The following is an 18,894-nucleotide window of genomic DNA, read 5'->3' as shown; positions in this document are numbered from 1 at the left end:
AAATTCCTTGTGTTTTGGGTACGCTACCGCCCATAGCCTTCCTTTGCAGGAACCCAGGCCCATTAGGTCGATGTTCGAATTGTTTGTTGTTTGCGAAACTGCCACTGACTCTCAATAAGCAGTTTTGAAAACGACAAAACAGCAGACGGCGAACCGCCTGCTTGGGGTGTTACCCTAAATAATTCGTGTCGCGGGAAGGCGGCAAGTTCGCAAGTCCCCGGTAGAATAGATATCTATGTGACCGAGGCGAGTGAACGCAGCCAACGCACCAGCGACGCGAAGAATGACGGGTAACTAGGCGGTGGTACGCTCATTCCATGAATCGGAATGAATGATGTTGCCGTCTTTGTAAGTCCAAGTGATTTTTTCGTAACGCAGCTCAATCTCTTCGAGGTGGTTGTGTTTCTCGAAAGAGGCGTCTTTGATGTCGTGCATTTTCGGCGCGACTTTGACCAGCTTGACGTTCTCAAGCTTGGTGTTGAAATACTCCACTTCCTGACCTGCATCGTTGATGCGATACCATTTGAATTCGGCAGATTTCAGCGTCTGGCCGGTGGTCACCGCTTTGTAGAGATACGGGCTGGAGGAGTCGATTTCCTTGGTGAACAGGAACGGGGTATGAATGCGGGTCCCAGTCAGTTTGCCGGTGTTGTTGTCTGTCGGGATGTAAACGTTATGCTCCTGAGCCACGACTTCGATGCTGCCTTCGCGATCTTTCACATCAACGGCACCTTTAATGTCCGCGCCGCCGTCGTCTTTCAGCCATAAGTAAACGGGAATTGCCATGGTTAGTTCTCCTTGCTTGGTGTTGTAGCCACTTCAGATCCTGAAGTGGATTGAGATGCTGTTGCCTGACATGCATTCGCCTGCGGCACCAGACTAATTTCGACACGGCGATTGGCTGCTCGGCCTTCTGCTGTGTCATTTGTTGCAATCGGGCGTGTCGCACCGTAACCCTGAACGGCAAAGCAGGTTGGCGAGACATCGCTGGTTGAGAGCATCCAGTCGCGTAAGGCTTCGGCGCGTTTGAGTGATAGGATCTGGTTGGCGCGTGCGTCGCCGGTGATGTCGGTATGTCCTGCCACCACGATGAGCCAGCCGGGCTTGGCTTTGATGCCAATCAGCGCATTAACCAGCAGTTTCGTGCTGTTGGCTTTGAGCTGATATTTACCGGTATCAAACAGCGACAGGGCGTCGAGCCGCACGGTTTTCGGGGCAGTTTCCACGACCTTTGGCGGTGGCGGCGGAGGCAGATAGCTTTTGATGGCGGTTAGCAGAGGTAAGCGCAGACGCTCCCCTTGATACAGCCCTAACCCAAGGCGAAGCGGCTCGCCGTTACGGAACCAGTCATCAAGCTGGGCGGCATCGTCGCGCAGGGCGGCCACGGCTTTGGCTTTCGGGGCGTAGTTGTGCATATCAATGCTTTCGTAATGACGGATATCGAAAGCCACGCGATGCAGCAGTTGCCGGTTGTGCCATGCGCTACAGCACAGCGCCACGACCGCAGCCAAGACGAGTAGGGTGAAACCTTTGCGCAGCACGCGTTGGCAGGCTGATTTGCCATAGCCCAGAGGAAGAGTGGAAAAGAGAAAATCTGGGAAAGGCAGGCGGCTTGGTTCAGCCTCGGGTGCGGGCTGCCAGCCAGATACTTTGTTCAGCGCTGTCAGTGAGGATAGCCAGCGCAACCACAGAGAAGTTGGCTCGAGGTCTGGCAAACTGGCGACTTGATGCAGAATTACCTGCTGGGGTTGTACGCAGCTGACGTCATCATTGCGTTGTACAAAAGCAGGTAAGACTTTTTCTTTTAGCCATTCATCGTGCTTAAAGAACATCACGGCTTGTTTGAGACGAACGGCTCGTTCCTCATTATCTTGAGTAAATTGCCAATCGCTTAGGGTTTCCGGCATCGTGACGCTTGGCCAGACTGTCGCGGGCTGCGACTGCTGTTGTGACAGCCAAACTGGCGTTTCAGCCAGACTGCTTGCCACCGTGCTGTAAGCCACCAGCGGCACAGCGCAACGACTGTCTCGACGAAGTTGCACCAGCTGCCAGCGAAGCTCGAATAAATGGGTGGAAAGTGTTTGTTCATCCCCCTGCTGCTGTGGATTGACGGAGAACATGACGCTCAGTTGTCTGGCCCACTCAGGACGCTGTTCCAACAATTTCTGCGCGAATTGCCGAAGCGCTGAGATCTCATTGACGCGAAGCCAGCAGCCCTGCGCCGATTGATGAATAGTGTCGGCACCAAACAGCGCAGGTAGCGCATCGCCGCAAACCAGTACCACCGGCAGGCGATAGCTTTCCGGCGGCAGGCTGTCGAGGTTTATCGCTTCCAATTCGAGCAGGGATTTACGTCCTGCCAGCCAGAGGCCGGTCAGGCATATCACCATGACCAGCGCAAAACTGACCCAGCGAACGGTCGGTGAAAAAGGCAGAAAGACCAGACATATTATTCCGGCTAAGATCCCCGCCCATAACCACAATCCTCGTTGCCAGATCTTACTCATCGCACTGACCCCGGTAACAAGGTCGACAGTAGCCCTGACAGCCAGTGATCAAGACCTAACCACAGTAGCGCCACTAATAGCGCAGCTAAGCCAAGGCGTAACGGCCAATAACGTAGCCATAACCCAATGCGGTGACGCGACGGGGCGATCGCCAGCACGGGATTGGTTGGTGCAGAGTTAAAGGCGGGAACTCGAGCAGAGAGTTGGTCGACCAATTGCTGGCGCTCGACACCCGCCTGTGGGCCTAGACCCCCTTGAAAACCTAGCATCAGCACGCGATGAAAACAGATTAAAACGGCTGAATCCGGCGCCGGTTCTCGCAACACCTGCCTGACGCGCTCGTAAAGCTGGCTTCCTGCATCCAAAGTTTTGAAGAAATGCGCCTGCAGGGGAGAGTTACACCATACGAAATAGATATCATCATGGGTGCTACGGCCTTTTACTGTCTCATCCAGCACCGCGCACTGGGCATACATGATGTGCTGGCAGCTTGGCTCACTGATATGGGCGGCCTTCAGCGCCTGCTGAACATGCTCGATATCATCTACGCAGCGCTGCCAAAAAGCGCGACCTTCACCTTCGCTGCAGGTCATTCCCTGACGCAGGCTGATGATTTGCAGCCAGGTATTAGCGAGCAGCGCATCGATATCAAGGGAGTGAGTTGATACTTTTAAGGATTGATTCATGCGCGTAACACCGCAAAGAGTTCAAGCTGGATCTCACCTAAAGTGCCCGGCACATAGAACACGCAGGCCCCGGCATCCATCATCTGTTTCGCCGCCGGATGGTTGAGATCAAGAGAGAAATATTGGTTTTCGAGGCGCAGTGGTATGGCGGCAGGGACGTGAGTCAGTGCTCGCAGCGGAATGCCGTTCAATGCCACGTTGACCACATTCCCGACATCATCAGGCGCGCCGACTTTGCACAGCTGTGGGAACTGCGTTTGTAACTGAGCCGACGAGAGCGTGGAGCGAACGGAGAGATAGAAATCCACCTCTTCGCGCAGCCGTGGGTCATGTAAATCAGCGCGCCACTGGTTAATCCGCGCATCGTGAACCAGTTCAACAGCCACCAGGCGCGAAGGCAGGCTTGCCTCGAGCAAGATATTCAGTAATGCGAAAAGCGGCGGGAAAACGGCAGTTAGGCGGTCGTGCTGGTAAACGGGAATAGCCGTGCTGTCATGCTCTAAAGAGAATGTCAGCAAGCTGCCAGCCAGCCTTGCCAGCTCCTGATATAAACGCTCCGGATGAACTTGCGGGTAGCGCTGGAAATTTCCCAGCACGGGTTCAGCACTGTTAAGGGCGTTGAGTAGCCAGAACAGGGAAACGTCGGCCACCGCGAAGTCAGCCATGCGGGCATTGCTTTCGCGACGCATGCCCATCAGCCGTTGCAGGCGCGCACGAAGCTGCACCATCAATATTTCCAATTGCTCACTACACCAGTGGCTCGCTTGCAGGCTGAGCAACGGCGGAATAAAGCTCTTGTCCTGAGTCCAGCGACCTTGCTGGTCACGGCGCAGAAGGGCAACCGGGCAGGTCTGATAATCCCCGTTCTCCTGCGTGCTTAGACGCAGGGAGAGTTCATGCGTCATGACGGCGATCTGCTTTTTATCGTCGCCATAATGATTTTGCACATCCCGCCAAGCCTGGCGATAACGCACCGGGCGTTCCGCCAACTCGTCAGGTTGCAGACAGTTACCCCCATTGGCATAGGTTTGAGGTATCGCCAGCATGACGGTCGCTTCATTGGCCTGCGCTGGCAGGTTGGCGGCAAGCGTTAAGGTCGATGGCAGCAAATCAGCACTGCCGGTATCCACCAAAGTGCCATCCTGAAAGCGGACGTGTAAGCGTTCAGCTTTTAGGCGGCCTTGGGCCAGCGCGTCCTGCTCGAAACTGGCATGCAGCACTCCCCACGGATGCAAAACGCCCATTTGCGCAATGCATTCGTTAGTCCAGGCCTCCAGAGAGGCCTGTTGTTGAAATTGCTGTGGAGAAACCAGAATTCCGCGTGTCCATAGCGGACGTTCAATTTTCATCCTGCCTCCGGGCTTCAAGCTTTCGCTTTAGGCATCTGAGAAACCAACGACAAGTTGACGTCCATGCCTTCCACCTGGAAGTGCGGAACGGCGTAGAGTTTCACGCGGAAGAAGCCAGGGTTGTCCTCGATATCTTCGACGGTCACTTTTGCGTCGCGCAGGGGGTGAGAGGCCTGCAGGTCGTCGCCCGGATCGGTCATTTCAGTTACCAGCGAACGCACCCAAGTATTCAATTCCAGCTCTAACAAGCGGCGGTCTTTGGTGGTGCCGATATTCTCGCGCTGGATCAACTTCAGGTAATGCGCGATGCGAGACAGCAGGAAGATGTAAGGCAGGCGGGCGTTGATACGACTGTTGGCCGTGGCGTCAGCGGTGTCATACAGAGCCGGCTTCTGCGTGGAGTTAGCCGAGAAGAAGCAGGAGTAGTCGCGATTTTTGTAGTAAGAGAGCGGAATGAACCCCAGATTGGCGAACTCAAACTCGCGGGTTTCAGGGATCATCACCTCTGACGGGATTTTCACCTGATTGCCGGTACCCAAGTCGTACAAGTGGATTGGCAAGTCGGTTACTGCGCCACCGGCCTGCGGGCCACGGATCTGCACGCACCAGCCGTTCTTAATAAAGCTTTTCACCATATTGGCGGCAAAAGCAAAAGAGGCGTTGGTCCACAGGTATTTCTCGTGGTCGGGGCCTTTGACTTCTTCCACATAGTTGAAGCTGCGAACCGGCACGGTGTCTGGGCCATAAGGCAGACGACCCAGTACGCGCGGCATGGTCAGGCCGATGTAGCGGGAGTCATCGGAGTCGCGGAAGGATTTCCACTTGATGTACTCGGCGCGGTCGAAGTAGTTACCAATGTCTTTGATTGCCGCGACCTCTTCCATGGAGTCTTTCAGGAAGAATTTCGGGCCGACGGAGCCTACAAATGGCATATGCGCCGAGGCTGATACTTTAGAAATGTTACGCAGCAGGGCCACGTCTTGCGCACTGGCGTCAAACTCATAGTTAGAGATGATAGAGCCAATCGGCTCGCCGCCCGGCGTGTCATATTCTTGAATATAGGTGTGGTGATACAGGCCGCTTTGAATGATTTCCGGGCAGTCTTCGAAGTCTTGGCGCAGGTCTTCTTTGGAGACATCCAACAGTTCGATTTTGACATTTTGGCGGAAGTCGGTGCGATCAATCAGGAACTTCAGGCCACGCCAGCCGGACTCCACGCGCTGGAAGTCAGGATGGTGCATGACCACGTCCAACTGACGGCTGATCTGCTCGTCGAGCATCGCGATATGGCCGTCGAGCAGCGTTTTATCCAGACGCTCAACTTTCTGCCCGGATGCCTTTAGGCGTTGCAGGAACACTTGCACAGCGGCGGTCACGCGCTCGTCGGTGGTGACATCAGACATCGCCTGATTGTCCTGGAAGAGGTTGACGTCGCCCAACGAGGAGACTGGCGTCAGGTTGATTTTGTCAAATAGGGACGCGTAAACACTTCCTGCGTCGGAATGTTCCAGCACGGTTGTGCGGCTTTCATGAGTATTTTCTGTATTTGCAGACATAAGCATAATCTCAGGTTGGTCCGATTCAGGAAGGGTTAAGCGTCTTTAGGGGCCAGCGCGGCCAGCTCGTTGCGCAAGTCATTGCTCAAGGTTTCATCCTTAAGGATGGTTTCGAGCTCTTTGCGGAAAGTGGCGTTGTCTAGCAGATTAGATTTGAGGTCGCGCAATAAATTACGCATTGCCAGCATGGCGCGAAGTTGGGGGATTTGACGGGCAACTTGTTCAGGCTCGAAGTCTTTCATATCGCCAAACGAGAGCTTAACGCTCTCTTCGCTGCGATCGCCTGCCAGCGTGTTTTCCACGGTCAGGTTGAGCGAAGGGCCATATTCGGCCAGTACGCTATTGAAGTTGTTTTTGTTGATATTGATTTTTTCGCGTTCAGATAACGGACGATTCTCTTTCCCGTTACTGTAATCGCCCATTACCACCAGCTTTAATGGCAGTTCGACTTTCTTCTGCGCGCCGCCGGTATGGAGATCTAGCTTTATATTAACGCGAGCTTTAGGTATTTCATTTTGAAAGCTATTAGACATGGTTATTTTCCCTGCTTGTGATCGGGGTGTGATTTTTTTTGGCGACAAGCAGAAACGAAGAGCTTTGCTTCCTGCAAGGCCACTAACGGAGTTACGTCAAGATTCACTCATTACCTATGAGTTAAAAAATAGGGAATCTACTGGTTAATAATATTGAATACTTTGAATTAATCAATGCTTCCACATGCTAACTAATAGCTTTTTGGTTGTTTTAATTAAATGCATAAGTAAATTTAAAAGGGTTTCTTTTACTTTATATTGTTGTTTTATAATGCTTTTATGGGTTTTCTTTTTGTGGGGTCTAGGGGGCGGAAAATTGATGCGTCTGAGAGGTTTTTATTTTTATTATTTAACATTTAGGAGGCGTTTCTAAGAGTTTTCTTTAAGATTTTTCTGTGGTGTAGGAATAATCTTTCAAGTCTGTAGGATTATTCTTTCGCATTTCAGCTTAAGACTTTTCGTATATAAAGTTTAATTCATCAGTTAATTGTGATTTTGCTGATAATAAAAACCAAAGAATTAATAGTCGAAAGTAAAAATAACGGCCGTAGAATGTCACGTAAGCCAATAATAGTTATAACCTGTTTTTGGGATAGCTGTCGGCAGAGGAGGTTAAGGATAGGGAGTCCGGCCTGATTGTTGGGGTATCAGGCCGGAATGTGGCGGGTAATTTTTACTGGGTGACGGGGATGGCTTCGATGACCAGGGTTTGTAACGGTTTTAAGGTCACGACAACAGGCTGGCGGTAATTGGCAGGCAGGCTGGTGTTGCTGCCATACACATTTTTAAGGGTGAATTGGTTGGCCTCGCCGCTGGGGATTTCAAAGCTTTTACTGAGGTCCAGATAGTAACTTTGTGCTTTATCCGACGGATTGCGCAGGCCCAAAATGGCTTTCTTTTTGCTCCATGATGCCCAGCCGTAGACCTCCAATGCAGTCGGATCGCCGCCAATCCAGTGGGTATCGACCAGCACGTCACTGTTATTGCGTGACCATTTTGCCGCCGCTGCCAGCGTGTCCCACTTATTGCTGTTTAACATTGACGGCGTGATGTACAGCTCTTGCAGCTGGGTCCCTGTCGCAAAATAGCTCCACACCTGATCGGCAAAGTCACCGTCGGTCTGCACTTTCTCCAGTCCAAAATAGGCGTGCTCCGCGCTGACAATCCCGTGATACATCAATGAGTTTATTGGGAACAGCGGGCCTTTGCGCACGATGGAGCGATAGGTTTCGGCATCGCGATAAGTCATCCACTGTTGAACCGGCGAGCCTTTGCCAAACACATTGATGTCATCCCCCTGACGCCAGATAGAGTCGGCGTAGAACAGCCATGACGGGCTGGCGTCGGTGCCGGTAGTCAGGTTGATAAATAGATCAGGATTGGCCTGGCGCATATTTTTAATCAACTCGATTGAGGCATCAAAGTCAGAGGCGAACTGACTGCCTGGTATATACGAGTTGGCGTTGCCCATGCCGTCTAGTTTGAAAGAGGTAATGTGCTCATTTTTAATAAGTTTGATGATTTGTTCATTAAAATTGCGGAAGTAATTAGGGCCAGAAAGGGCGAACTTGCCATCGACGGTTTCAAAACCATTTTCTTTGGCATGCGAAACGCGGATGTCGCGCGGCTTGTTATAGCCCCCCCAGGGTGAGAGCCACAGCCCGACCGAAGTGTGCAGGCTATCGGCTTTCTCCTTCACCGCGCCAAACCCTTTGCTGAATGCCGGGCCAAACAGCCATTTCCCTGTGCGATCGTCCCAGCCGTCATCCAGTAAAAAACCATCCAGCTTCACGCCGCGCTTTTTAATCAGCTCGTCGGCGTAGGTGTCCATGCGATTCAGCACCTCTTGTTCGGTATAGGTGGTGAAGAAGCCGATATCCATCCAGCTGTTATAGTGCAGATAGGGTTGATAAGGGCGCGCCCGCACGGCGTTAATGAACTGGTTGAAGCTGCGGCGCAGCTGATTGCTTTCTTCAAAAGTCCCAAAGTAGGTGGTGAAGGTGACAGGGGTATCCGTGCCAATCGGCGTTTTCAGCTCAACGTTTAAATTGGTTGTGGTTTCATAGGCATAGGTATTAACGATAGGTTTTTCCGGCAGAATGAAAAAGCTGTCCGCAATGATCGGCGAGCTACTGATGGCGCCATTAACATAAGGAGCCTGAGCCTGCCCTTTGGTTGGGAAGAAGGTGATTTTCGCTACTTTCTGCGGCTGGTCTTTGGCCTGAATACTGTAGTCAATGCTGGCGTATTTGCCTTTCAGGCTATGCAACGCGACGCTGACGCTGAAGTCTTGGTGCTCATAATCAATGAGGATCGCGTCATCTTTTTTCTGCACGCTCTTAATTTTAAAATCGGCAGCGTGAATCACCTTTTCATCAGGTAATGTCAGGAAAAACAATTCAATAGGCGCTAGCTGGTGGCCCGAAAGCTTATCTTTTAACATCACGGCTGAGTGGGCGTCGTCAAAAGAGAAAGCCAAGTTATCGTTGTTTAACTGGTACTCGGAGGCGAGAGCGCCATTGCTGATCAGCAATAATAAGAGAGAACTTTTTATGAGGGTTTTCATAGGATGTCCTGATATCTCAGAGTAAAAAAGGGATGGGTGCTGAGATGGAAAAGGCTACCCGATAAGTGACAGGGTAACCTATATAAGAGATTTAATGTGACGCAACGGCTTCAGGGATGAGCTTATTCGCCGAGCCGCAGACCGTGACTTTGCTGCGCACCACGTCTTTCATGGCGTCCATGCCAACGCGCATGTAATAGCGCGGGTCGTTGCCTTCGGGGTTGTCGCCAAACCATTTTTTAACCGCCGCCGCAAAGGCAATTTTCAGCTCGGTGGCGACATTCACTTTGCAAACGCCCAACTCAATGGCGCGGCGCACATAGTCGTCAGGCACATCGCTCGCGCCATGCAAAACCAACGGAATGTCCACCGTTTCGCTAATTTCCCCCAAACGCTGGAAATCAATTTTTGGCCGCTTGGTGTATAAGCCGTGTGCCGTACCAATGGCGACGGCAAGGCTATCAATGCCGGTTAACTCGACAAATCGGCGGGCTTCCTGTGGGTCAGTGAGAAAAGCGCTCTCTTCGTCGACGTCCATGTCATCTTCAACGCCGCCTAGTCGGCCTAATTCAGCCTCAACGCTACAATCGTGGCGATGGCAAAAATCCACCACGCTTCTCACCAGACGGGCGTTCTCAGCAAACGGGAAGTGGCTGCCGTCAATCATCGCGCTGCGCACCCCGGCATTGACCTTGCGGGTAATATCTTCCAGTGACTCATGGTGGTCGAGATGCAGAGCCAGTGGCATGCCGTAGCTGGCAGAATAGGCTTCACACAGGGCGTAAATCTCTTCAAAAGCGATATGTTTAAAGGTGCCCGGCGTACCGGCAAGGATCACCGGAGACTGCATCTCTTTGCAGACTTCGAGGATCGCCTGAATGGTTTCTGCGTTATGGATATTAAAAGCGGGAACGGCATAACGCCGCGCCTGAGCGTCCTGTAAAAGATATTTGGTCGAAATAATGCTCATGTGGTGATCCTCTCAGCCTTTCCATGGATGAATAATGACGCCTTTCACCACGCGATTAACCGTGCCGCTGGCGGAAGGGGTGTCAGGGGTAATACCCGCTTTGATTGATTCACCGAGAGCGAAAATTTGGGTGTACATCAGGAAACAGAAAGCCTGTTCGATATCGATAAAATCTCGGGAGGCGGGTAACAAGATGTGTGGCCCGGCAACGATTTCAGGGCTGCTGGTGGCCGAGATTGCCACCACGCGCATCGCCTGCTGGTCGCGGCGCAGCTCGTTGAGCAAGTCGAGATCGTATTGGCGGGTGTAGGGATGGCTCGACACAAACAGCACGACCAGGGTTTCATCATTGACCAAGGATTTTGGTCCGTGGCGAAAACCTGTCGGCGAGTCATAAAATGCCGCCAGTTTTCCCGCCGTCAGCTCCAGCACTTTTAAGGCGGATTCCCGCGCCACGCCTTGCAAGCCGCCGCTGCCGAGATAAACAATGCGTTTGAATGGCAAGCTGCCAAATACCGGCTCGCTGAAGTCACCTTGAGAATCGATGATCTGTTCGCAGCGCGTCGCCACGTCCTGAAAACTCGGGCTGTTGATGATTTCAGGTACAAAAACTGCCAGACAGCTGGCCATCATGGTGCTGATGCTGCTGGTCATGGCGAACCCGCGATCGTGCGTTTCCGCAGGCATCAGCAGGGCTAGCGAGTTGTCACTGCTGACAGCATTTTGATACAGGCTGCCCGCTTCATTGCAGGTAATAACCAAATGGTGGCACTGGCCGACCAGCTGATTGGCTAAATCCACTGCCGCGACGCTCTCCGGACTGTTGCCCGAGCGGGCAAAAGAGACCAGCAGCGTCGGGCGATGGGAGGATAAATAATCAGCAGGGTTAGTCACGAGATCGGTGGTCGGCACGGCGACGAAATTTTTACCCGTCTGGCGCGCAAGCCAAGGCGCAATAATATCGCCGATAAATGCCGAGGTTCCCGCGCCGGTCAGGACGATATGCAGATCAGATTTTTGCAGCAGAGGGCTGAGAAAAGTCTCTATCTCGCGGCGTTGGCTTTCAATGTTTTTTAAGGATTGGATCCAGCATCCCGGTTGCTGGCGGATCTCTTTTTCGGTCCAGGTTGCCGTACCTGAAATACTGGCAAATTCGGTTTCGCTCATCACTTAGTCCTTAGTCGTACCTTTCAGTGAGCCAATACAAATCATGCATGGCTATCTTTCGTTTCGTTTCATTTGGCTTGTTTTGTGGTTAAATGGAATCTATACAAAAGAAAGTGAAAGATCAACGAAAGAAAGGAAATAAAACTAAAACTGTGATCTAAAGATGGAATGAATTTATTCAACTGATTGTTTTATATGAATAAGGCTATTTCTTGAGGAAGTGGACTTGCAACAGTCGAAAGGAAAGGAAAGGTCTGTGACCACGGGGGTCACAAACCAAAGTGTTGTGCAGTGAAAGGATTAGATCTCGACAGACTGACCATCAACCCATATTTTTTGCACCCTAAGCTGTGAGTCTAGCGCGATGATGTTGGCCATTTTCCCCTCTGAGAGTGAACCGTAACTCTGTTCAAGGCCGAGCATTTTGGCCGGATGCAGTGACGCCATATGAATGGCATCCGCCTCTGATATCGCGAGGTTATTGACCAGATTGCGCACCCCGGCATCCAGCGACAGGGTGCTTCCTGCAAGCCCGCCCGCAGCCGTGCGCACCATGCCTTGCTGTAGAGTAACGGGTTGCCCGCAAATTGAATACTCGCCGTCGGGCATGCCAGCAGCGCGCATGGCGTCAGTGATCAGCACCACTCGAGGCGCGGCGCAGTCACAGCAAAGGGCCATCGCCGCGGGATGAACATGGTGACCATCGGCAATTAACTCCAGCCAGGCTCGCTTATCCGTTAACCCCGCGCCAACCATACCCGGATCACGGTGATGAAGCCCCGTCATGCCGTTAAAGCAGTGCACCAGCCCATCGGCTCCGGCGTCAAAGGCCCGGACTGTCTCTTCATAGCTTGCCGCACTGTGGCCGAGCATTACTCGGATTCCCTGACTTTTAAGGTGCTGAATGACCGCGATCGCCTCGGGTTTTTCAGGTGCCAGAGCCACCACGCGCAGGGTGTTTTGCGACACATTAATCAGGCCATCTAGCTCGGCGATGCTCAGTTCGCGGAATAGCTCTGGGGCATGCGCCCCCTTGTTCTGCGGCGTGAAGTAAGGCCCTTCCAGATAACTTCCCAGCACCGTCGCGCCTTTCCCACCCTGGTGATAGCGCAGGGCAATGCGTCGCAGTGCGCTCGTTATCTCATCAAGCTTCGCCGTGACGGTAGTCGGCAACCAGCCGCCGACGCCCTGACGCGCTTTAAACATCGCCAGCTGGTCCAACACCTCGGGAGCGTCATCCATGACGTCAACGCCATCGCCCCCGTGAACATGGATATCTATGTAGGCCGGACATAGCAGCTCGGCATCGCGCTTTGGAACACCTGCAGGGATTGGCTCAATGGCGATAATCTTGTTGCCGTTGAGCCGTAACTGGTGGTCTTGCAGCCAGCCTTGTTCAGTGAGCACTCGGTGCGCGCGCAATAGCGTGCTCATATCCCTTCCTCTATGGGTACGGCCTCACGATGACGGCCCAGCTCATCCACTAAGCTGGTTAGCCCCCGATGACCACATTCAAGGGCCAGAAGGCGGAATTCCTGACTGCTCAATCCCTCGCGCTCCAGTACCATTTCCAGCAGAAGCTGTAGATTCACGCCGGTGATCACTTCCCGCTCGGGTTTCTGCATGGCTAATGTCGATGCCACGCGAAAAGGCGTCCCGCCCAGTAAATCGGTCAGAAAAACCAGCCCCTCACTCTCATCTAGCAGGCTCAGCGCCTGTTCAAACTCGGAGGTCAGCAGGGCGGTTGACGAGCTTTCGGGGAAATCGATTGCCATGATTTGTGGCTGTTCGCCAAGAATTTGCTTCATGGCTTTCTCAAGCCCGGTGGCGAACCCGCCGTGACCCGTAAGAATAATGCTTAACATGTTGCGTCCTCTTGCTTACAGGAAGTGACCAAATTTGCCGACGATGCCCAACACCACGGTCAGCCCGATCAGGCGCAGCGGGCTCCAGCCACGGCGTACCAGCCAATACATCGTCAGGGTATATAGCAGGGGCAGAAACGCTGGCATTAGTTTGTCGATAACGTCGGTTTGCAGTTTAACTACCGCGTCACCGGCATTGATCTCCAGCGTGGTGGCTAAACGAACATAGGTTGCCACTAGCGCGCCAATCACCGTCATCCCAACGATAGAGGCGGCGCGGCCCACTTTTAGCGTATTGGCCTTGATTACCGGAATGGCGGCAACCCCCATGCGATAGGCATAGTGAGCCAGCCCGAAACGCAGCCCGAGATGAACGACGTTAAACATCACCAAAAACACCACCGCACCGAGAATCGAGCCTTGCAGCGCCAGGCTGGCCCCAATCCCGCCGCAAATTGGCAGTAACGTGAGCCAGAACATGGCATCGCCAATGCCGCCCAGTGGCGCGCCAACAGCAATTTTAGTGCTCTGAATGCTGTTCACATCCTGCTTGGAACGCTCCATCGCTAGAATGATGCCGATGACAAATGTCACCAGGAAAGGGTGGGTGTTGAAGAACCCCATATGGCCTTTCATGGCTCGCGCCAGATCATTTTTATTGGTGTGGATCTTTTTCAAGGCGGGCAGCAGCCCATATAGCCAGCCTGAAGCCTGCATACGCTCATAGTTAAAGGAGGCTTGCAGCAGCATGGAGCGCCACGCCACGCGGTTAATGTCTTTTTTAGTCAGCTCGGTGCCAATAGTTTGATCTTCATAGATATTGTCACTGCCAGACGTCACGGTTTTCTCACTGGTGCTGATCCCTGGCAAAACCTGAGTATTAGATACCATCTTCGAATTCCTCTTGTTTAGAGCTGGAAGGCTGCAGTGGGGCTGAGTCTTTGCGCATAAAATCGATGATTGCCATGGCGAGTGCGGCAGCAGCAATCGCCAGTACCGGCAGTTTTAGCCAAGCGGCAGCAACAAATCCAAGAATGAAATAGGGGATGTAGACGTTTTTCATCATGATTTTCAGCAGCACGGCAAAGCCGATGGCTGGCATAATGCCGCCCGCCACGCCAAGGCCGTCAATCAGGCGCGCCGGTAAGACATCAATGGCCGCTTTTGCGTGATCCGCGCCGAAGTAGATAGGCAGGAAGGCGCAGAGAAAATAGAAAGCCCCCAGTGCCAGTAACGCCAGATAGTTAACTCTTTCGATGCCTTTGGTGTCCGCGTTGGCCGCCATGCGGTCGCAGCGCGCCATCACGCCAGACATAATGGAGAACAAGAAGGTAATGCCCATTTGCACCGCCACGGCAAAGGGAACGGCCACGCCGACGGCTACTTCAGGCTTCACTCTGGCGGTGATAGCAAAAGCGGTGCCGACAATTGTGCCGATAATCACATTCGGCGGCTGGGCACCGGCCAGCGGCGCAAGCCCCATCCATACCAATTCCAGCGTACCGCCGGTCAATATTCCCGCGTGAAGGTCACCCATAATCAGGCCGACCAGGGGGCCAAGGACTACCGGACGATGCATATGCGTCAGGCCATTGAACATATCCAATCCCGCAATAAAGGCCAGGATCCCTAACGCTAGTGCCTGTAATAAGCTAATTTCCATAGAAAATACCTCAAAGGAGTTTGTATAGATCCTGTGCTGGCTCGGTAGGTACGCCCTGAACAAAACATTCCACACCGGCTTTTTTCAGGCCATTAAAAGCGGCAATGTCCTGATCGTCGACGGAGACGGTTTTCGCGATTTGTTGCTTGCCTTCGGCATAGTGCATATTGCCCACGTTGATGCGCGTCACCGGCACATTGCCGTTGGCGAGGGTCAGAAAGTCGGTGGGATTTTTACAGACCAGTAAGATTTTCTGCCGATCGTTGGCGCGATGAATATTGTCTATAACCTTTTGCAGCGGCCAAAAACGCACGGCGATGCCCTCCGCCAACACCATTTCCATTAAATTCTGCTGAACTTCATCTTCGGCCACTTCATCATTGGCTACTAACACCAGATTCGCCCCGGCAAACCCGACCCACTGAACACCCACCTGGCCGTGGATCAGACGCTCATCAATACGACTTAAAACAATGTTTGGCATTTTTTCTTCCTTATTATCATTGTGTTATTGGGATGACGAAGTGCTCATGCAGGCAGCATGGTACTGACGCAGTACATCCTGAATGTGGTCAATAATCAGTTCATGCGGTGTTGCTGCCAGTCGGCCTTCACGAACCCTGCTGTATTGCAGGGGTAGGTACTGGCTAATCAGTGGCAGTGGAATAGATTGATCCGCCAGATGCGTCACCAAACGGGAATAAGCCTCGTCAATGTCGTGATCCGGCCAGTAGTAGCGAACGCGGTCGGAATAGCTGTACCCGCGCGCCAGACGGCGCTCATCGTTATTGCCGTGGTAATGCTGTTCCCAGTGCTGCGGGTGCTGTTGCATCACGCTTTCTAAGACATCTCTCAGCCCTGAACACTGGTGAGAAGGGCGAAGTTCATGCTCGATGGCGGCCAGCGAAAAGAGGGCTTCGCGCAATGCAAAAGTGAGCGCCGGGCCGACTTTCAAAATAGCGAAGTGATGTTGAACAAGCTGCCGTAGGGCGAGTGGTGTTTGATAATCGGTGGAGTGCGCTTCGAAGACCATGGTGTCAAATTCTTCGATAGTCTGACTCAGAGCAAGAGATTTTTCAGGTTGATAATCAATAATATGAGCATGATCGAATTCCACGCCGGGCTGCACGACCAGCCCAATAATCCGTGGCCAAATTTCGTTCAGCCCCTGTTGTTCAAAAGCATGGCGATGAGCTTGCAGCGTGGCTTTTGCTGCTTGTGGTGAGGTCACGGTGAGTGCCGACAGCGTTTCGTGCGCGCCCCCCGGAACCGGCACTTCTGTCCCAATGACATACACCAGATCAGAGGAACCCCATGTTTTCTTGCTGGTCTGCTCGGCAATTCGCGCAAGTCGTGCGGCACGCTCAGCCACGATCTCATCGGTTAATGGCACCGGGTCATCGGCACAGGACATGCTGCAATCCAGATGGATTTTTTTAAAACCCGCGGCAACATAATGGCGAATCAGCTCTTCAGCATGCGCCATAGCTTCTGCGGCAGGCGCAGTTTGCCAGCGATTTGGCCCCAAATGGTCGCCACCTAATATCAACTGTTGGCGCGGCAAGTGGTGCTCATCGGCCATTTGCTCAACGAAGTGACGAAAGTCTACCGGGGTCATGCCCGTGTAGCCGCCAAACTGATCCACTTGATTGGAGGTGGCTTCTATTAATAAGAGCGATTGTGTTTCCCTGGCGTGACGTATTGCCGCTTCAAGCACTAATGGGTGCGCGGAACAGACGGCAAAGATGCCGCATCCTTTATCCTGCTTATGGTCAGCCACAAACTCGGTTAAATGTTTCACTTTCCACTCCATAAGGGGGTAATGGTTATTTTTCTTTCAGTTCATTTCGCTGAATATTGCTCTAACGACCAATAAAAACAAAACGAAAGATAATGGAAATGCGATCTGTTTCGCAAAAGAAACGTAGTGAAAGGTTTTTTTATCCGTTGTTCCACCGATTTGGCGTCGTGCAAAGGCTTGCATTTCAGCAAAAGAAAGGCGTTAATAGGTAAAGCGAAATGAAACGAAAGGCCGCGAGAAAGGATTAATGATGAGCAATACCGATTCGGCAATGGAAAAACGGGTAACAGGGACCAGTGAAAGGCGTGAGCAGATTATTCAGCGTCTTCGTCAACAGGGTAGTGTTCAGGTTAATGATTTGTCGGCATTTTTTAATGTTTCCACGGTCACTATCCGCAACGATTTAGCCTTTCTGGAAAAGCAGGGCATCGCCGTGCGAGCCTACGGCGGTGCGCTGGTTTGCGACGCCAACACGCCGGGGATTGAGCCGACGGTGGAAGATAAAAGCTCCCTTAATACTTCTTTAAAGCGCAGCATTGCGCGGGTTGCCGCCAATCTTATTAAGCCGGGCCACCGCGTCATTCTTGACTCAGGCACCACCACCTATGAAATTGCGCGCCATATGCGTAATCATAAAGAGGTGATTGCCATGACCAATGGCATGAATGTGGCCAACGCGCTGGTGGAAGCCGAAGGGGTGGACGTGCTGATGACCGGCGGGCACCTACGCCGCCAGTCTCTCTCTTTCTATGGTGAACAGGCCGACCAGTCGCTGCAAAATTACCACTTCGATATCCTTTTTCTCGGCGTCGACGCCATAAGCCTCGAGCGCGGAGTCAGTACCCATAATGAAGACGAAGCGCGTTTGAATCGCCGGATGTGTGAAGTCGCGGAGCACATTATTGTGGTCACCGACTCCAGCAAATTTAACCGCTCCAGCCTGCACAAGATTATTGATACTCAACGTATTCATACGGTTATTACTGATAGCGGCATTCCAGAAGAGAGTTTGAGCGGACTGCGAAAAGCCGGGGTTGAAGTGATGGTGGTTGAGGGGTAGTTGCTGGGTCGATTTCTTCCGATTGACCCTAGCCAATAAAGTTATTGGAGCGCAATAACCATCATTCGGGATTAGGTTTTTTAAGGGAGTAAGTAGATTGGTGCTGGGATTTGTTACTAAGAAAGTTCTAACCGGCTGGCTAAATGTACCTATATATATGCCGAACTTTCAGTTCTATGAGAGACATCAAGCAACTATCACCACTCTCTACCCGGAAAAAATATTATCGGCGGTGGCTGATTATGATATCCAGCAGGACTTCATCATTAGAACCTTGATGTCGGTGCGACAACTGCCACAAAGATTACGTTTGGGTGAGTCTAGAGACAGTATTCATCAGTTCGGACTGAGTAATTTTACATTGCTTGAAAAATCCACAACTGAACTTTGTTATGGCTTAAGAGGCCAATTTTGGCGTAGCGATTTTGGTCTTGAGGATATTCAGGACACTCGTGCGTATTGCGCAGCACTTAAGCCTGGTAACGCAAAATTGTTACTGCGGTATCAATTACAAGAGATAGCGACTGATAAATATGCACTCTGTACAGAAACCTTCATCCATTGCTCTGACAGAGCGACCTACTTAAAAATGGCTTTGTACTGGCTGGCGATAAGAGCAGGAAGTGGCTGGATCCGCCAAAGGACGCTCAAGGCCGTAAAGCGTAGCCTCGAAAAAGCGGGCTAATATCCTTCGGCATGCTGTGATGTCAGCTTATGCGCCATAAGCTGACATCTACATAATTACTTCTTCTTATTCAGCAGCGACTTTAAATCTGCGAAGGGATTATAGGTCGCCGCTTCAACATCGTCCTGCGCGTCTTCGCCCGCGACGACGGTTGTGCCGTACTGGTCCGCCTCGGTGTATTTTGAGTGCTCATGGTCATGGCAGTACAAACACAACAACTCCCAGTTACTGCCATCCGCCGGGTTATTGGTGTGGTCGTGATCGATATGGTGAACCGTTAATTCGCGCAGGTTGGAATAAACAAACTCACGCGAGCAGCGCCCACAAACCCACGGATAGATTTTTAACGCTTTCTCGCGATAGCCGCTTTCCAACCGCGAGTAATTTTTGGGGATCAGTGCCATGGTGGTGTCCGTTACGAAGTGAGGGAGTTAGATTATTGCCTCAATATATCCTTTAATGGGGTGGAAGGTCATCTGTCATGCC

At 52.1% G+C, this 18,894-nt stretch carries 18 protein-coding genes; 2 read left to right on the top strand and 16 right to left on the bottom strand.

Features of this window, described 5'->3' with window-relative positions:
* Nucleotides 1-294 precede the first annotated feature (294 nt).
* The 15 genes from V2154_RS10990 to kbaZ form a co-directional block, all read right to left on the bottom strand.
* Nucleotides 295-786 carry an Hcp family type VI secretion system effector gene (locus tag V2154_RS10990; RefSeq protein ID WP_034790858.1) on the bottom strand — a complete coding sequence of 164 codons (492 nt, stop codon included), beginning with the start codon at nt 784-786 and terminating at the stop codon, nt 295-297.
* Between the two features lie 2 nt (nt 787-788).
* Nucleotides 789-2,507, bottom strand: coding sequence for an OmpA family protein (locus V2154_RS10985; protein ID WP_353502279.1), 1,719 nt, complete (start codon nt 2,505-2,507; stop codon nt 789-791).
* The gene (gene tssL / locus V2154_RS10980; protein ID WP_353502278.1) at nt 2,504-3,193 is read right to left on the bottom strand and encodes a type VI secretion system protein TssL, short form; all 690 of its coding nucleotides are present in this window, start codon (nt 3,191-3,193) and stop codon (nt 2,504-2,506) included. Before tssL ends, V2154_RS10985 begins: the two co-directional genes overlap by 4 nt.
* On the bottom strand, nt 3,190-4,542 hold the full coding sequence (tssK, locus tag V2154_RS10975) for a type VI secretion system baseplate subunit TssK (RefSeq protein WP_353502277.1): 1,353 nt from the start codon (nt 4,540-4,542) through the stop codon (nt 3,190-3,192). The genes tssL and tssK overlap by 4 nt, the downstream gene beginning before the upstream one ends.
* 14 nt (nt 4,543-4,556) lie before the next feature.
* Nucleotides 4,557-6,104, bottom strand: coding sequence for a type VI secretion system contractile sheath large subunit (gene tssC / locus V2154_RS10970; protein WP_353502276.1), 1,548 nt, complete (start codon nt 6,102-6,104; stop codon nt 4,557-4,559).
* 29 nt (nt 6,105-6,133) lie between these two features.
* Nucleotides 6,134-6,631 (bottom strand): type VI secretion system contractile sheath small subunit, encoded by a 498-nt coding sequence (gene tssB, locus V2154_RS10965; RefSeq protein ID WP_353502275.1) that lies wholly within the window; start codon nt 6,629-6,631, stop codon nt 6,134-6,136.
* Between the two features lie 673 nt (nt 6,632-7,304).
* Complete coding sequence (locus V2154_RS10960) at nt 7,305-9,197, bottom strand: alpha-amylase family protein (RefSeq protein ID WP_353502274.1); 1,893 nt, start codon at nt 9,195-9,197, stop codon at nt 7,305-7,307.
* Nucleotides 9,198-9,288: 91 nt separating this feature from the next.
* Nucleotides 9,289-10,167, bottom strand: a complete 879-nt coding sequence (gene kbaY / locus V2154_RS10955; RefSeq protein ID WP_353502273.1) for a tagatose-bisphosphate aldolase subunit KbaY — start codon at nt 10,165-10,167, stop codon at nt 9,289-9,291.
* Nucleotides 10,168-10,179: 12 nt separating this feature from the next.
* Entirely contained in the window at nt 10,180-11,334 is a 1,155-nt protein-coding gene (locus V2154_RS10950) for an SIS domain-containing protein (protein WP_353502272.1), read from the bottom strand.
* A gap of 300 nt (nt 11,335-11,634) precedes the next feature.
* Nucleotides 11,635-12,768, bottom strand: a complete 1,134-nt coding sequence (gene nagA / locus V2154_RS10945) for an N-acetylglucosamine-6-phosphate deacetylase (protein WP_353502271.1) — start codon at nt 12,766-12,768, stop codon at nt 11,635-11,637.
* A complete protein-coding gene (gene agaF, locus V2154_RS10940) occupies nt 12,765-13,199 on the bottom strand; it encodes a PTS galactosamine/N-acetylgalactosamine transporter subunit IIA (protein WP_353502270.1) in 435 nt (144 codons plus the stop codon). The genes nagA and agaF overlap by 4 nt, the downstream gene beginning before the upstream one ends.
* A 15-nt stretch (nt 13,200-13,214) precedes the next feature.
* A complete protein-coding gene (agaE, locus tag V2154_RS10935; protein WP_353502269.1) occupies nt 13,215-14,090 on the bottom strand; it encodes a PTS N-acetylgalactosamine transporter subunit IID in 876 nt (291 codons plus the stop codon).
* The gene (gene agaW, locus V2154_RS10930; protein ID WP_353502268.1) at nt 14,080-14,862 is read right to left on the bottom strand and encodes a PTS N-acetylgalactosamine transporter subunit IIC; all 783 of its coding nucleotides are present in this window, start codon (nt 14,860-14,862) and stop codon (nt 14,080-14,082) included. Before agaW ends, agaE begins: the two co-directional genes overlap by 11 nt.
* Before the next feature lie 10 nt (nt 14,863-14,872).
* Nucleotides 14,873-15,346, bottom strand: coding sequence for a PTS N-acetylgalactosamine transporter subunit IIB (agaV, locus tag V2154_RS10925; protein ID WP_353502267.1), 474 nt, complete (start codon nt 15,344-15,346; stop codon nt 14,873-14,875).
* Between the two features lie 24 nt (nt 15,347-15,370).
* Nucleotides 15,371-16,663 (bottom strand): tagatose-bisphosphate aldolase subunit KbaZ, encoded by a 1,293-nt coding sequence (kbaZ, locus tag V2154_RS10920; protein ID WP_353502266.1) that lies wholly within the window; start codon nt 16,661-16,663, stop codon nt 15,371-15,373.
* Between the two features lie 250 nt (nt 16,664-16,913).
* Between kbaZ and V2154_RS10915 the strand changes: the two genes are divergently transcribed.
* Both V2154_RS10915 and V2154_RS10910 read left to right on the top strand, forming a co-directional pair.
* A complete protein-coding gene (locus V2154_RS10915) occupies nt 16,914-17,723 on the top strand; it encodes a DeoR family transcriptional regulator (protein ID WP_353503979.1) in 810 nt (269 codons plus the stop codon).
* A 97-nt stretch (nt 17,724-17,820) separates the two neighbouring features.
* Complete coding sequence (locus V2154_RS10910) at nt 17,821-18,408, top strand: hypothetical protein (protein WP_353502265.1); 588 nt, start codon at nt 17,821-17,823, stop codon at nt 18,406-18,408.
* 56 nt (nt 18,409-18,464) lie between these two features.
* On the opposite strand, the gene yajD is transcribed toward V2154_RS10910, so the two are convergent.
* Nucleotides 18,465-18,812, bottom strand: coding sequence for an HNH nuclease YajD (gene yajD / locus V2154_RS10905; protein WP_353502264.1), 348 nt, complete (start codon nt 18,810-18,812; stop codon nt 18,465-18,467).
* Nucleotides 18,813-18,894 lie beyond the last annotated feature (82 nt).

Source organism: Ewingella sp. CoE-038-23 (genome assembly GCF_040419245.1).
GTDB lineage: Bacteria > Pseudomonadota > Gammaproteobacteria > Enterobacterales > Enterobacteriaceae > Ewingella > Ewingella allii.
Note: the sequence above shows the minus strand (reverse complement) of the source record. Positions and strands in the feature narration are given on the sequence as shown.

Bases quoted from the DNA above. Each gene is read 5' to 3' on its own strand.
- agaW (WP_353502268.1), bottom strand. From the start codon at position 14,862: ATGGAAATTAGCTTATTACAGGCACTAGCGTTAGGGATCCTGGCCTTT.
- agaF (WP_353502270.1), bottom strand. From the start codon at position 13,199: ATGTTAAGCATTATTCTTACGGGTCACGGCGGGTTCGCCACCGGGCTT.
- tssB (WP_353502275.1), bottom strand. From the start codon at position 6,631: ATGTCTAATAGCTTTCAAAATGAAATACCTAAAGCTCGCGTTAATATA.
- kbaY (WP_353502273.1), bottom strand. From the start codon at position 10,167: ATGAGCATTATTTCGACCAAATATCTTTTACAGGACGCTCAGGCGCGG.
- V2154_RS10915 (WP_353503979.1), top strand. From the start codon at position 16,914: ATGAGCAATACCGATTCGGCAATGGAAAAACGGGTAACAGGGACCAGT.
- V2154_RS10950 (WP_353502272.1), bottom strand. From the start codon at position 11,334: ATGAGCGAAACCGAATTTGCCAGTATTTCAGGTACGGCAACCTGGACC.
- yajD (WP_353502264.1), bottom strand. From the start codon at position 18,812: ATGGCACTGATCCCCAAAAATTACTCGCGGTTGGAAAGCGGCTATCGC.
- V2154_RS10990 (WP_034790858.1), bottom strand. From the start codon at position 786: ATGGCAATTCCCGTTTACTTATGGCTGAAAGACGACGGCGGCGCGGAC.
- V2154_RS10985 (WP_353502279.1), bottom strand. From the start codon at position 2,507: ATGAGTAAGATCTGGCAACGAGGATTGTGGTTATGGGCGGGGATCTTA.
- V2154_RS10960 (WP_353502274.1), bottom strand. From the start codon at position 9,197: ATGAAAACCCTCATAAAAAGTTCTCTCTTATTATTGCTGATCAGCAAT.
- tssC (WP_353502276.1), bottom strand. From the start codon at position 6,104: ATGCTTATGTCTGCAAATACAGAAAATACTCATGAAAGCCGCACAACC.
- tssL (WP_353502278.1), bottom strand. From the start codon at position 3,193: ATGAATCAATCCTTAAAAGTATCAACTCACTCCCTTGATATCGATGCG.
- tssK (WP_353502277.1), bottom strand. From the start codon at position 4,542: ATGAAAATTGAACGTCCGCTATGGACACGCGGAATTCTGGTTTCTCCA.
- agaV (WP_353502267.1), bottom strand. From the start codon at position 15,346: ATGCCAAACATTGTTTTAAGTCGTATTGATGAGCGTCTGATCCACGGC.
- agaE (WP_353502269.1), bottom strand. From the start codon at position 14,090: ATGGTATCTAATACTCAGGTTTTGCCAGGGATCAGCACCAGTGAGAAA.
- nagA (WP_353502271.1), bottom strand. From the start codon at position 12,768: ATGAGCACGCTATTGCGCGCGCACCGAGTGCTCACTGAACAAGGCTGG.